Origin of the sequence: Shewanella sp. BC20, from assembly GCF_003129585.1 — a bacterium.
Taxonomy (GTDB): domain Bacteria; phylum Pseudomonadota; class Gammaproteobacteria; order Enterobacterales; family Shewanellaceae; genus Shewanella; species Shewanella seohaensis.
In genome coordinates this window covers 82,784-97,126 of sequence record NZ_NHRI01000005.1, presented here as the reverse complement: position 1 = coordinate 97,126, position 14,343 = coordinate 82,784, and the positions used below count along the sequence as shown (strand labels likewise).

The 14,343-nt window shown below is 40.7% G+C and carries 11 protein-coding genes; 5 read left to right on the top strand and 6 right to left on the bottom strand.

Annotated elements, in window-relative coordinates; all coding sequences use genetic code 11:
• The first annotated feature begins 183 nt into the window (after nt 1-183).
• A complete protein-coding gene (locus CBX96_RS07515; RefSeq protein ID WP_109286251.1) occupies nt 184-1,092 on the top strand; it encodes a GGDEF domain-containing protein in 909 nt (302 codons plus the stop codon).
• Between the two features lie 83 nt (nt 1,093-1,175).
• Here the strand turns inward: CBX96_RS07515 and CBX96_RS07510 are convergent, their stop codons facing one another.
• Nucleotides 1,176-3,362 (bottom strand): OsmC domain/YcaO domain-containing protein, encoded by a 2,187-nt coding sequence (locus CBX96_RS07510; protein ID WP_109286250.1) that lies wholly within the window; start codon nt 3,360-3,362, stop codon nt 1,176-1,178.
• Nucleotides 3,363-3,579: 217 nt separating this feature from the next.
• Entirely contained in the window at nt 3,580-3,777 is a 198-nt protein-coding gene (locus CBX96_RS07505; RefSeq protein WP_109286249.1) for a hypothetical protein, read from the bottom strand.
• A 601-nt stretch (nt 3,778-4,378) separates the two neighbouring features.
• Here CBX96_RS07505 and CBX96_RS07495 point away from each other — a divergent pair.
• Nucleotides 4,379-6,043, top strand: coding sequence for a methyl-accepting chemotaxis protein (locus tag CBX96_RS07495; RefSeq protein ID WP_011624057.1), 1,665 nt, complete (start codon nt 4,379-4,381; stop codon nt 6,041-6,043).
• 224 nt (nt 6,044-6,267) lie between these two features.
• Here the strand turns inward: CBX96_RS07495 and CBX96_RS07490 are convergent, their stop codons facing one another.
• Nucleotides 6,268-6,657, bottom strand: a complete 390-nt coding sequence (locus CBX96_RS07490; protein WP_109286248.1) for a ribosome recycling factor family protein — start codon at nt 6,655-6,657, stop codon at nt 6,268-6,270.
• Nucleotides 6,658-6,980: 323 nt separating this feature from the next.
• Between CBX96_RS07490 and CBX96_RS07485 the strand changes: the two genes are divergently transcribed.
• From CBX96_RS07485 to CBX96_RS07475, 3 genes are all read left to right on the top strand, one after another.
• Complete coding sequence (locus tag CBX96_RS07485) at nt 6,981-7,226, top strand: DUF3297 family protein (RefSeq protein WP_011624059.1); 246 nt, start codon at nt 6,981-6,983, stop codon at nt 7,224-7,226.
• Nucleotides 7,227-7,585: 359 nt separating this feature from the next.
• Entirely contained in the window at nt 7,586-8,518 is a 933-nt protein-coding gene (locus CBX96_RS21550; protein WP_181382160.1) for a nuclease-related domain-containing protein, read from the top strand.
• A 106-nt stretch (nt 8,519-8,624) separates the two neighbouring features.
• A complete protein-coding gene (locus tag CBX96_RS07475) occupies nt 8,625-9,545 on the top strand; it encodes a hypothetical protein (RefSeq protein WP_109286247.1) in 921 nt (306 codons plus the stop codon).
• Between the two features lie 249 nt (nt 9,546-9,794).
• Here the strand turns inward: CBX96_RS07475 and CBX96_RS07470 are convergent, their stop codons facing one another.
• Genes CBX96_RS07470 through CBX96_RS07460 form a run of 3 tightly spaced genes read right to left on the bottom strand, consistent with a single transcriptional unit; the run spans nt 9,795 to nt 14,316 of the window.
• Nucleotides 9,795-10,427, bottom strand: coding sequence for a response regulator (locus CBX96_RS07470; RefSeq protein ID WP_109286246.1), 633 nt, complete (start codon nt 10,425-10,427; stop codon nt 9,795-9,797).
• The gene (locus CBX96_RS07465; protein ID WP_109286245.1) at nt 10,424-10,885 is read right to left on the bottom strand and encodes a response regulator; all 462 of its coding nucleotides are present in this window, start codon (nt 10,883-10,885) and stop codon (nt 10,424-10,426) included. Before CBX96_RS07465 ends, CBX96_RS07470 begins: the two co-directional genes overlap by 4 nt.
• Nucleotides 10,882-14,316, bottom strand: coding sequence for a hypothetical protein (locus tag CBX96_RS07460; RefSeq protein ID WP_109286244.1), 3,435 nt, complete (start codon nt 14,314-14,316; stop codon nt 10,882-10,884). Before CBX96_RS07460 ends, CBX96_RS07465 begins: the two co-directional genes overlap by 4 nt.
• Nucleotides 14,317-14,343: the final 27 nt, after the last annotated feature.

Sequence of the window (14,343 nt, the reverse complement as noted above, 5' to 3'; positions counted from 1 at the left end):
TTAATCTACACTGTTCAACGCCAACATCAGATACACTTAGAGTGTTACTCCGACATGCCCTTGCCTAAGTTTGAAAAAGCCACATGGGCTAGCGATAGTGAGTAATGGGTGTAATAGCAGACAAGGAGCCAACTAAGAGTGCTTCAATCTATTAGACCCTTTAACGTATAGGGAGCTTGTTTGATGGTCAGTGTTGAGCAAATGGCTTTAGTGCTGGACGCGCTACCCGATCCGGCGTTTATCCTGTCCCAAAGCGGCCGCTATGTTGCTGTGTTTGGTGGTAAAGATGCGCGTTATTACCACGACGGCAGTGGATTAGTTGGCCTTTACCTGAGCGATGTACTCAACGACGAAAAGACCACTTACTACCTCAAGATTATTCAGCAAGCCTTAGATAGCCGTAAATTACTGATTGAGGAATATGAACTCAGTAATAAGGATGTCAAAGGCTTATCCGATCAAGGTCCTTCAGAACCCATCTGGTTTGAGGGGCGCATTCAGGCGTTAGATTTTCTAGTGGATAACGAACCCGTCGTCCTCTGGGTCGCCAGTAATATTTCCAAGCGCCATAAGCTAGAAATACAACTGCGGCAATTAAGCGATACCGACCAACTGACTGGACTCTATAACCGCCGTCGTTTAGACCGTGATTTACAACTACTCTTCGACACCTTTAGCCGACATCACATTCCCGCCTCGATCTTAGTCTTAGATCTGGACCACTTAAAACGGATCAACGATCAACTCGGCCACCAAGCAGGGGATCGGGTGATCATAGCCGTCGCCGAAACCTGCCAACAACAATTTAGAAAGACCGACAGCGCTTACCGTTTTGGTGGCGATGAGTTTGTGATTGCCCTGCCTGGGGTTGAGCATGACCAAGCCATAGTGTTTGCCGAATATCTCTGTGACTGTTGCTTCAAGGCATTGCAGCAACTCTCGGTAAAGGGATTATTTGCCACCGTCAGCATTGGTGTCGCCAGCATAGAGGCGGGCGATAAATCCTATGAATACACCCTAAAACGCGCCGATGCCGCGCTCTATCAAGCCAAGCGAGATGGCAAAAACCGCGTTATCGCCAATAGTGCTTGATGCTGTATCAACCTGATAAAGCACCAATAAAAAAGCGAACCTAGGTTCGCTTTTTTATGTACATCACACGCTTCACGTCGAGATTATTGTGCCGCTTTGGCCTTACGGGCGGCGTGCAGTTTCTTATAGCTCTCGATTAAGCGTAAATGTGGCTCAATCCCTTCGAGCTGCATGCTTGTCTTAGTTAAACCGCTGAAACGGACTTTACCCGTAACACTACCGACCACTTGTTCCATCACTTCCGCGCCAAACATGCGAGTAAAGTTATGGCTAAAGTCTTCGAGTTCAAGGTCTTCATCCAGCGTCACTTCCAGTACCGCGCTCATTGCTTGGAAGAACAGATTACGCTTCACGGTATTGTCGTTAAATTGCAGGAACTCACCGACTAATTCCAGCGCCTCTTCATGCGCGCCAAGTGCCAGATAAATCAGGATCTTAAGTTCGATAATCGTCAACTTACCCCACACGGTATTTTCATCGAAGACGATACCAATCAGAGTACGAATATCGGTGTAGTTATCGAGCTGACTTTCTTCTAAACGATTGACTAGGTTAACCAATTGCTTAGTGCTTAAAGAATGCAGATTCAGAATATCTTCACGGTAATCCAGCGCCTTGTTGGTGTTATCCCAAATCAGGTCTTCTACTGGATAAACTTCTGAGTAATCAGGCACTAAAATACGACAAGCCGATACGCCTAATTCGGTAAACTCGGCGACATACACCTCTTTACCTAGCTCTTCTAAAATGCCGAATAAGCGGTCCGCTTCCTCTTGGTTAGTGCCAGAGAAATCCCATTCGCAGAACTCATAGTCATGCTTGCTGCTAAAGAAGCGCCAGGAGATCACCCCCGTTGAGTCGATAAAGTGCTCAACAAAGTTTTCAGGCTCGCTCACCGCCATGCTGTTAAAGGTCGGTTTTGGTACATCGTTTAAGCCTTCAAAACTGCGACCTTGGAGTAATTCGGTCAGGCTGCGCTCCAATGCCACTTCAAAGCTTGGATGGGCACCGAAGGAGGCGAATACCCCGCCGGTTTTCGGGTTCATCAGCGTCACGCACATGACTGGGAACTGGCCACCTAAGGAAGCGTCTTTCACCACCACAGGGAAGCCTTGTTCTTCTAAGCCCTTAATGCCCGCAAGAATGCTTGGGTATTTTTCTAATACCGACATAGGCACGTCTGGCAGGACGATTTCTTGCTCGATAATTTGGCGTTTCACCGCGCGCTCGAAGATTTCAGATAGACACTGTACTTCGGCTTCTTTGATGTTGTTACCCGCGCTCATGCCATTGCTTAAGAACAGGTTTTCAATCAGATTCGATGGGAAGTACACAGTCTCGCCATCGGATTTACGCTTGTACGGAATCGCACAAATACCGCGTTCACGATTGCCCGAGTTAGTGTCGATAAGATGCGAGCCGCACAGCTCCTCATCGGGGTTATAAATCTCTAGGCAGTAGTCGTCTAACAGGCCCGCTGGCAGGGCGTCGTCTTCCTCGAGGGCAAACCATTTTTCGTTGGGATAATGCACAAACTCGCTGTTAGCGATTTCAACCCCAAAGAATTGGTCGTTATAGAAGAAGTTATTGTTTAAACGCTCGATAAACTCGCCAAGGGCCGAGCACAATGCGCTCTCTTTGGTTGCGCCTTTACCATTGGTAAAACACATGGGTGATGCGGCGTCACGGATATGCAGTGACCACACATTGGGCACAATGTTACGCCATGAGGAGATCTCAATCTTCATCCCCAGCTCAGCCAAAATGCCAGTCATATTGGCAATGGTCTGCTCTAGCGGTAAGTCTTTACCCAAAATATAGGTGCTGCTGTCGTCGCCTGGGTGGCCCATCAACATGGCATTGGCGTCGGCATCGAGGTTTTCAACGGTTTCGATTCTAAATTCTGGGCCAGTCTGCACGACTTTTTTCACTGTGCAGCGGTCGATGGAGCGCAAAATACCTTCGCGATCTTTATCCGAAATATCATCGGGTAATTCGACATTGATCTGGAAAATCTGGTTGTAGCGATCTTCTGGGTCGACAATATTGTTTTGCGACAGGCGGATATTGTCCGTCGGAATATCGCGGGATTTACAATATACCTTCACAAAGTAGGCGGCGCACAATGCCGAAGAAGCTAAGAAGTAGTCGAAGGGACTCGGCGCCGAGCCGTCGCCCTTATAACGGATGGGCTGATCGGCCGTTACCGTAAAATCGTCGAACTTGGCTTCGAGTCTCAGGTTGTCGAGAAAATTAACTTTGATTTCCATTAGAATTTTTCCACTCAATATGCTCAAACGCGATAATCACATTCGTTACCGCACAGCATTGCCCTTGGGCGCTATCGTCTGGGGGGAATTATCGGTGTTTTTCGCCCATTAGTCTTGGGTTAATTATGTTAAAAAAACACCAGCGGGATTTTTATGCCTTGGGTAGCACGCAGCAGAGTAGGATTTATTGCAGCATCCACTGTGGTTTAGCCAAGGCTTAATGCTCAGCATTGCCTTGCTTATCCGCCTCGCGTTTGACCAGTAAAAAGGTGAGATACATCTTTGTCGGCAGGGATAACGCCATGCCAACGGCAACGCAAACGGCGCTGATAATAATTCCCTTAACGCCCATGGCTTCGACGGACTCATTAGGGCGTGTTGACGTTTCGAGATTAAATTTTGTTCGCTCTGGCAAGCTCGTGCTCGCGAAACGAGGAATGATGTGTAGTTATTCTACTCAAATGACGAGTGACAAAGAGCAAGGGCTTGCCAGACGAACCCTTCGGGCAGCATTTGGCTGACGTTTCTGCTGCGTTATCGTCCGTTTATGTAGAATAACTACACAGCACGGACTTTGCCTTGCATAAAAGCCAGCCAAATTGCTGCAAAAATAACCCTGAAACGTCAACACGCCCTACATTATGCAGATAAATCCCAAGCATAATCAGGCACAGCCCAAGGCCAATGCAGATTTTTAACAGCGTGCTCAGCCTTTGATTAGTCACAGTCCTGCCTTTAGTTGCGCGCCTTGGTTATGCTTGCATCCAATGCTTAGCCACTCAAACAAGCGCCGCCTATGCATAAAGATTAGCTAATATAATGAGCGCATTGGCTTATTTAGGCTTTGATTAAGATCAACGAAGTGACTCAGTCTGTCGCCCTCATCCTTAAGTCAAATACCACTTTGCAATTTTGTCGGTTACATTAGATTTTTGTTAACTTAAGCACTTAAGAATATTGGGGATTCGTTATACTGCCCTGCAATAATAAAGCGGCTTATTCCGGAGTTGTTGAACATGTCTAATTTCAGTTTACGTAACAAATTGCTCCTACTCGCACTGTTCCCGTTGATTCTGACCCTCATAGTGCTGATGACAGTTTCCTACCATGTCGAGCAATCGGCACTTGCCGATGAAGTCACTACATTTAGAGAAAAGTTAATCGGTGAGCGTAAAACCCAAATCAAAGAAGCCACCCAAATCGCCGCAGGCATAGTGCAATACCAGCTATCGTTAAAAGAACAGGGCAATGTTAACCAAGCCCTACGTGATATTCGCTTTGGCAGTTCGGGCTACTTCTTTATTTACGATTCCCAAGGTAAAAACCTATTCCATGCGGTCATGCCCAACCTCGAGGGGCAGAATAAAATCGATATGACCGACCCCCGCGGCACCAAGATCATTGTCGGCCTGCTCAATGCCGCCAAAAACGGTGACGGTAATTTCTCGTTCTATTTCCAAAAACCCAATACCAACGAGCAAATCGAAAAAATCGGCTACTCCATGATGATCCCAGGCACAGATTGGATGCTCGGCACCGGCGCCTATATCGACGATATCGATGCCGTGGTTGAGGATTACCGCACCACAGTGACCGAGCAGATGATCGATAAGTCCTACGCGATTTTATTGATTGCACTGTTATTAGCAGCCATTACCGCCGCCGTGATCTTAGTGACCGCCCAGCGCATGGTCACACCGATTAAAAACATGGCCGATAACTTAAACGATATCGCCAAAGGCGAAGGCGATTTAACCAAGCGCCTTGCGGTGAAGGGCGACGATGAAATCGCTCAACTTGGCCGCTCATTCAACCTGTTTGTCGATAAACTACAAACCATTATCGGCGATGTGGCCCATGCCACCGCTAAGGTCAAAACCGCAGCCAATGCGATTCATGACCAAACCAAGGTGATGTCGCGCCAGCTTATCAGCCATAACAATGAGACAGATCAAGTGGTTACCGCCATTACTGAGATGTCTGCCACCGCGAGTGAAGTGGCGCAAAACACCACCCAAGTGGCCGAAGCGACCCACGCCGCCACGGGCGATGTGGCCAATGCCCAGCGCTGCGTCGATGCCTCGTTAGAGGAGATTTCGGCGCTGATGGCGCAAATCAATAATGCCGCCAGCAACATTCAATCCTTGAGTGAACAATCGCAAAAAATTAATAGCGTGCTCTCGGTGATCGGCGGTATTGCCGAGCAAACCAACCTGTTGGCATTAAATGCCGCGATTGAAGCGGCCCGCGCTGGCGAGCAGGGTCGCGGCTTTGCCGTGGTGGCCGATGAGGTGCGTAACTTAGCCAGCCGTACTCAATCAAGCACATTAGAAATCAACGAGATGCTATCTGAACTGCATAAGCTGGTGAGCTTAGCGGTTAAAACCATGGAAGAGAGTCAGCAGAGTTGTATACGCTCGGTGGATTCGTCCCGCGCCATCTCCGAAAGCTTAGGCTCAGTGACCTCGGCAGTCACCGCCATCAATGATATGAGTACCCAAATTGCCACGGCGGCGACCGAGCAAAGCTCAGTGACCGAAGAAATCAACCGCAATGTGTTTGCTATTCAAGAGATTGTGAATGAGCTGCTGCATTCCAGCGAAGAGGCGGCGAGCGTGAGCCAAACCGTGTCGCAGGAAGGACTTAACCTCGGCAAACTCGTCGGCCAATTTAAGATTTAACGCCTCAGGCGTGATATCGGCGGTCGCTGTTAGTCGATTAGGTGTTCATCACCTCGGCGTACGTCGATTCAGTGATAATCTATTCGGTATAAATCGCTATCTTTAACCACTTAAGGCCTCAAGCAATTGAGGCCTTTTTCTTGGTGGCTGCTTGCTAATAACCCAACATACGCTCAGGCTCGGCATGAGAACTCAGCCTCAAAGCTCTGCATCGACGCTCGGCATCAAAGCTCGGCCTCGAAGCGGGCAAGACGCGCCTCGCTCATCGTGCATTGGGTTTGTTGCATCAGTTCGCCCAAGGTAATGGCGGGGTTTTGGTTGATCAGGCGAACCAATTTTGCGCCGAGTGGTTCCAGCTTATCGGCGTGTTGTAATAAGCCGCTGTCGATCTTTTTGATCATAAAGGCAAATTCGGCAATATCACTCAGCGCTTTTAACTCGACACAACAGCTTTGAATCGCGATAGCCTGCCCAGTGATGATCCAATTACGGGAGCGGCGCACCCGCTTAAGCTCGCAGCCCTTTTGCACAGCAATCGCCTGCGCCCGCTTAACCGCCTCGCGGCCGATGCGATGGATAAGGGATGGCAAGGGAATACTAATATCATCGTGCATGGCAAGTTAACTATTGGCCTTGGGTCGAATATGGATGAATAATGGCTCGCGGCGATAAGTTGTAAGCACTAAGCCTTAAGCGTAACGCCTTATGCGCGATGCCTTAAGCGCGAAACTATAGCCAACGCCGCCAGAGTTTACCCTGCGGCGGGTGCGAACAAAAGACGATACAGACTCATGCAACAACTCACGCATCAACTCACGCTAAGCGCCGCTCGCCCAAGATAGCGGCTCAGGCGTCACAGACTGACAACAACAGTCCTTGAGCAAGGCGGCGGGATTGCCTACAATAACGCACTTTTTGTTCACTACAGATAACGACCATGACTGACACAACTTCACAACCCGCATTACCGGATCGTCTTTCGGTTAACCCACGCAGCCGCCACCATGTAGCTGAAGTCTTCCAATACGATGTGGGTATCCGCGTGAACGGTAAAGAACGTTTCGATGTCGAAGAATACTGCATCAGCGAAGGCTGGGTTAAAGTACCAAGCAAATCTTTAGACCGTCGCGGTCAACCTCTGCTGTTAACCATCAAAGGCACAGTAGAAGCATTTTACCGTTAAGCACCCGCAGCTTAATGGATAATAACAACGGCCAATTCAATTGGCCGTTTTTATTTGTCTTGTATCCCCCAAAACGCCCACCAATTCATCTCCCCAAGTATTCACAAGTTGTTATTTAAAATAAGCTTTTGTGATAAAACGCATTGATTAAACCGCATAGCGCGGGTTAAAGTGTGACCACTAAGGGAAATGCAGAGCCACACTCGAACACCCATATCGAGCACGCTATTTAGGGATGAAGCAGCAACTCAGTTATCCGCCTCCCCCCTCTTAAAGCCACCTCTGTCACCAAGGTATAAAGCACATTCGTTATATGTGCGTTATGGAATAAAGAAAACCTTTTTACTTCAAGGATGTAAATGGCGGATTTTACTAACGGCCTGTTATCTTACGGGATACTTCTCTCTGGCTTTATTATCACTATTGGTGTGATGTATGCGTTACTAAAACACCGTGATGCCACGGTCACCCTGCCCGTGGATCGTGAGCAGTTAACCCGCATTCCCGCCTATGGCTTACAAAAGCAAATCCATGATCTGCAATTAGATTTAATGGGCTGTGTGATGATGGGAATACTGGTTGTATGCCTTCCATTTGCGGCCAACAGTGTCCATGCCTATATCACAGTCGGAAAATTCCCTTGGGCTTACGCGCTAATGGGTTTAGTAGGTGCCTCTTACTTTGGATTTAAAACGTGGAAACTCTTTTCCAAACTCACCAAATTACGCCTAGGGCATACGGCAGAGATCGCCACCGCTAATGAACTAATCGGCCTACAAGCCTTGGGTTATCAAGTCTTTCACGATGTGCAAGCAGACGGCTTTAATATCGACCATCTCGTCATCGGCAAAAATGGCGTATTCGCGATTGAAACCAAAGGCCGCCATAAGCGCAATAAAGACCTACGCCAAACCAATGGCAATGGCGGAGGCTCTGGCTCTAGTTCTGGTAAGAAAGGCTATGAAGTATTTTACAAAGACGGGCGCTTAAACTTCCCCTCGTGGACAGAAACCAAGCCCATAGAACAGGCCGAACGTCAGGCCAAGTGGGTTAGCCAATGGTTAACCAAAGCCACAGGCTCCCCCGTCGCCGCTACCCCAGCCCTAGTATTCCCCGGCTGGTATGTCACAAGTCAATCGAAACCACCGTTTCCGATCCTAAATCACAAACAATTAGTCGGCACGATCCCGAAACTGAAAATCCAAGATCTTACCCAGCAACAAGTCGACACCATCATCTACCAAGTCGCCCAAAGATGCCTAAGTAAAAGCGGGGTTGGAAAGAAATCTTAATGATTTGTGTATTTATGGTCTATTTATTGAAAGGAAATAAATTTAATCCACCACTCGCGCTTATGAAAGTTAAAATTTTCGCCAAAATACTATAGGAGTTGACTTTATGAATAAGAAATACATCTCTGCCTTAGCAAAGAGCTTTGAAGAGAAATGGTTTAATAATAAAAGCTATGAAATATTTAACCTATATAACCAAGTTATTGAATATCTAATCACTCAATATGAAGGAGAGAATCACAGAGCTATAAAAGGTAATGGTTCCACTCCGAAGTATAAATTTAACAATAGAAATAGAAATATAAAAACAGAAATTTCAACTATAAATGTAACACCTAAAACAAAGTATATTGAAGTGCGTTTCCTACCTAAATCCACTAATAATATTACGTTAAAAAAGAATATAAAAAACAACAACACAAGACTTAGAAGCAAAAAAAATCGCTCAGGCAAGGATATTATTGGTCTAGAGGTAAAAATATTTAATCCTAGTGATATAAACCTCCTCAAAGAGGTACTGATTAACTATTCAGTTAGTAATTTCACAACTACAGTTGGTGACTATATCCCTAATTCATCAAAAGAAGTACATGAATCCACCATATATAAAAGAACTATTGTAGGAAAAGAAATAACTGCGACTCAAAATGAGTTAGAACTTTCTTTAAGATTTATTGATTGGATAAAGAGTATCGGTGCAAGCTATATTAGTCCAGAACAATATTGCAATGAGTATGACAGGATTGATGTAGCTTTCAAACTTAATAATGAAAAAATTATTTCAGAATTAAAATCACTTTCGAGTTACAACTATTCGACCAAAAGAGCAATACGAGCCGCACTTGGCCAATTACTTGATTACCAATACTTTGATAAAAACAATAAGAAGTTTAAATTATGGATAGTCATTGATGGCTCTATATCTCAGAAGGAAAAACTCTTTATTTCCAGAATAAATACAAACCACAACTTATCTATTTCAGTAATATACGAAACTTCTAAAAACAAATTCATCAAATTTCCATAATAAATTTATAATACCAAAGGATTTAAAGGAAAAATAAATACCAAGCTAACAAAGTGAGAAAATATATCTTTTAAAATTTACAAGCTTCGTAATTTTCAATTTACTCAGAACATAAAATAATTACTCCACTACAAATCAATAAGATGAAATTTTTAATTACTTAAGTATGTACAGGTTAACATTACTTAACCAATTGAAATCAAAATTCAATTTCATCTTTAAATATGACTTGCTTTAATAAAGCCAAAATCATGGCTTTATTTTTGTATTTTCTAGATTAGTAGTATTCAATTTAAATATTTGCTTAACAAAATCGAACTCACTTGCTTTTATTCCAGAGACGAAAACTATAAATATTATTGATACAGCAGCAATCCAATGCTTGACCTCAACATGATTTATCAACCATTTCATAGTAACTTTTTCATCGGAAATTTTAGAACTGTATCTATCAGAGGTATTTTTTTCCTTTAAAGAATGATAATAAGCAATTTTTCTTTTTATAATATTAATTAAAGTATCGCTTTCGCTTATTAAAATAAGAGGAATACCAAACTCCTCAAGTTTAACTTTATTTTTATCATAAGCATCTATATGACTTGTAACTCCTAAAATAGAATATGGTTTATTCAACCTATCATTACTAAACAAAGTACAAATAAAATCGCAACCTGCATCGATTTTTGGAGGTTCTCCTATTAAATTTGGTACATTCATATCAACAATTAATAGATCAAAAAAATCCTCTCTTAATTTTAGCAAAGCATCTTTAATAGTACTAACGCATTCAACTCTACAATCTAAGGAATTGTTAGCAACCCTACCCACTAACTCTACTTTCTCATAGTTATCATCAACAATGAGAATTGAAAATTGACTCATAAAATTTCCGCCTCCTTAAGAATATCTAACAATGGTTTCTCCCAATCTTTATCAGCAGAACTATAGTAAATTGCACCTAAATAATTATTACCATATTCGCTTAATAAAAATGTATCAATACTGCTTAAGTCAATTTTACCTTGATCAAATGTTCGATACTGAGTAATAACTATTATTGGAAAATACAACCTTCTTAATTTTAACTGAGAAATAAACTCAAGACCGGCAAAACTTTCAGGACTCCCTCCTAAAGGATCATCAACACTTGGGTCAAAATTTGGCATACTCATATCGAGAAAAATAAGTCCATAATCTTGAGATGCAAAGACAGACTTCAGCCCTCCCCTAAGTGATTTTTCTATATCAACTCGGCCTAAACTTTCTATATTAGACTCACAAAAAAGTCTAATTTTATCACTTTTCTCCTCTTGATCTTCTACTATCAAAATGTTGATCATACTCCATCCCTCAATTCAATATTTAGGTTAACAAAGAAAGATTTAGAAGCATCAAAACCAAAATCTATCCGATGATTCAACCCTAAATCTCTTTCAATAATTTTCCAAATTTTGAAAAAACCAGTTCCTCCTTCACTTTGAATCGCATCCTTAGTTAATTCCTCGTCACCATAAGCATCTTTATAAAACTTGAGCTCTAAATTCTTTTTTTCGACATCTACTATTTCTCTTGTGTTATTTGAGCAGGTTATAGATATTGAATTATCTCCAGCCTTTAGAATTAGTAGTTTGACATTTAAATCTTCTCTTTCAAGTTGAGATTTTGATATCGCATTTTCAAAAAGAATAAAGAAAACATCAACCCAGTATGATACATTTCGCTGCGGCATTTTGAAAACAAGATCCTCTCGATATTCTATATTAATGCTTAAAGATCTTTTTGCAATCTCAATAGCAGTACCAATGTCAAATTCACCATCACCATCAGAATCTACATGTTCAAACCATGATTTTATAGTTTCAAGGTCAGAGGAAATTGCCGCCTTTGCTCTACTAACAGAGTTAGCAAAATAACGTTTTACAGGAGGTGAAAGTTCGGAACTTTGTATTTCAGAAATAAAATCTTCAAATTTCTCACTTAATGAGGAATTGAATTCAGTTTTAATATAATTTTTTACTTCATCTAAAATATAATCTGTCCTAATCCACAACCAATCTGTAATAACCTTAACGAAATCCTCGTAAGAAGGAGAAACGGGTAATTCAAGCTGCAGTGCATAAGTTTCCAAAGGAGAAATTGAATAATTGAAAATAGCTTCTGATGACTTTGACTTATCAAGAGGACTTTCTAGAGTATAAATCTGTAATTTTCTATCATTAAAAACTGATATCAATTCTTCCAAACTTCTTGTAAATTTTTTAGCCATTTTTAAAAAAATATCAAGCTCTGAGTCGCTAACATGAAGCATGTTATCTAACCTTGTCGACTCTCTATAACTATCTACATTTACGCCAGCAGAAACATGAATACCTTCCAAAATTGATGACCTTCTGATTGCTGTAGGTAAAACACCATGCCTTATTCTAGTACTCAGATAATTATTAATACCTCGCTCACCATAAGTAAATTCTTGCCTCATTAACTTTGCCAAACTTAGGAAAGTTGCAGTTTTCGGACTAAGTTTAGTCTCTGGCAAAAAAACGACAGAGGTAGACTTCCAAAATACTTTTTCATTAATTTCTTTAGTTGGTAAAACAGCTAGAACTTTCTTAAAATTATACTCATCCTCTTCATCACCTTGGCTATTTGAACTCAATTCAACATATCGTTCAAACAGAAGTTTATAGGGAGTAGAGTTTCTCCCTTTAAATATGTTTGAATCAACATAAATTCTGCTATTTTCAACATGCTGAACAGCTTGCCTAATAATTAAATTTTTACTTATATTTTTAATCTCATATTGAAGATCATCAACATTTTTATTATCAGAAATTTCTAAAAGATAATTGCATATCTCTAGCCTACACTCTTCCAACTCTCTAGAATTATTAAATTCCAAATACAACTTCATATTTTCCGTAGTACACACCCATCTAAGGAAAAATTTAACTTTTTCATCACCAAAATTAATTCCTTTTCCAAATAGTTCGTTAGGAAAAACAAAACCATTAAGATTCAAAAATTTCTCGAAAGAAAACTTTAAATTAGAATCGAACTCTGAATTAACATACTGTGAATGCAACGAATATAAAATTGGCAATTCTATTTTATTTGAAGAGAAGAAACTTAAACCTATTGATTTCAAAATAAGATCAGTATCGAAAATAGAAAAAATATCCGGATTAGCTAGTGAATTATCTACAACCAAGATTAGCAACTCATCATAAAGCTCCATCTTTATCAACAAGTTACTATAAATCTTTAAACACTCTATCTTTAGCAAACTATCATTACTATTAATAATTGATTCAAGAGTCAGCTTTGCTTCGTTAAACTTCCCATCCTTTATTAAGGATAATGATAGATACTTTTTAAACCTTTCTGTATCAACATCCAATTCAATTTCTGATAAATATTTAAAATCATTGTTACAAAGTAAAATAGTAGCTAATGAATTTGGATATGACGCTTTAACTTTATCAACATGACTTTTTAGCTCTGGAAATACAATAGATCTCTTAGGAGATAAAACCTTTGAAAATAAATACATTCCCCTTTCACATCTTAAATAATGAGAATAAGATTTATTTTTCGACTCTCGCTCAGTAAAGTAGCCCAGCTGCCGAAACCACTCAATAGTTCTAAATGCATTACTAAGACAAGAAAGGTAAGATAAAGATGTTTCATATCGAGTATTGCGCAATAACACATCAACCATTGCCAGTATGATTTTAGAGATAAATCCATCTTCAATAACTAAATGCTTACGAGTTAAAGACTTTGCGGTTAGTTCGGCAAATGAAAAATCCAAAGAAACAAAAGATTTATCAAGACAAGTTCTTATTACATAAGAATAATTACCTTTGGTATAATTATCTAGAATATTAAACTCTTCCTCATAACCATCAATATTATAATCAGCACCTAAAGCTATACTAAAACACCGCTCATAATTATACCCAGTTAACTTAAGGGCTTTGATAAAATATGAATATTTATATGAAAATTTATTTTCGAATGAATACCCACCAACAATTACGTATTCCAAGCAAAAAGTTAACAATTGATAAATATCAATTATAGAAGAATTCTTCTCAACATCAATAATATATTCAAAATCAAGTTCATGATTAGAGTCCAAACGAAAAAATCTATACATGAAGAAATCAACTAACTCACTAGGAGCCGATCTACGAATATCATTTGCATGAGTGTTTTTTGAGGTTAAATAAATTTCAGGGTCATTAAAGTAACCTGACGAATAAAATGAAATGTATTGTAAAAAAGGATTACCCTCTGTATTAACATTCTCAAACAAATTAATACTTTTAGCATCACCATCTGGCTTAACAAAGCTTTCTATTGCATTCCTTGTTATTTGAGACCATATTGAAACTCCACAGACCTCATCAATTTTATCAATTTTTTTATATGCAGAATCCCAATCACCATTAAGAATAGATAAATCGATATCAACTCTTAATGACTGATAAAACTTTAAAGATTTTGCATGATACTCAACTAATGAAACTAACCAAGAAATATTTTTTTCAATTGACTGCTTTACTGTTCTAGTTTTATAGAAATTTCGTAAAGGTACTTTTTTTGAAAGATTTATCGAATCATAAAAAAAGGGATGATTTGTTACAAACTGGAAACACTGATAAATTTCTTGCGCAGTCAGTTTATTGAAAAACATATATTGCGCAGAAGCCTCATTTTGTGAGCGAGCTATTATTCCTTTAACTTTTTGATTATCATTTTTTTTCATAAAACATCTTCTCACGAGGAACAGTCT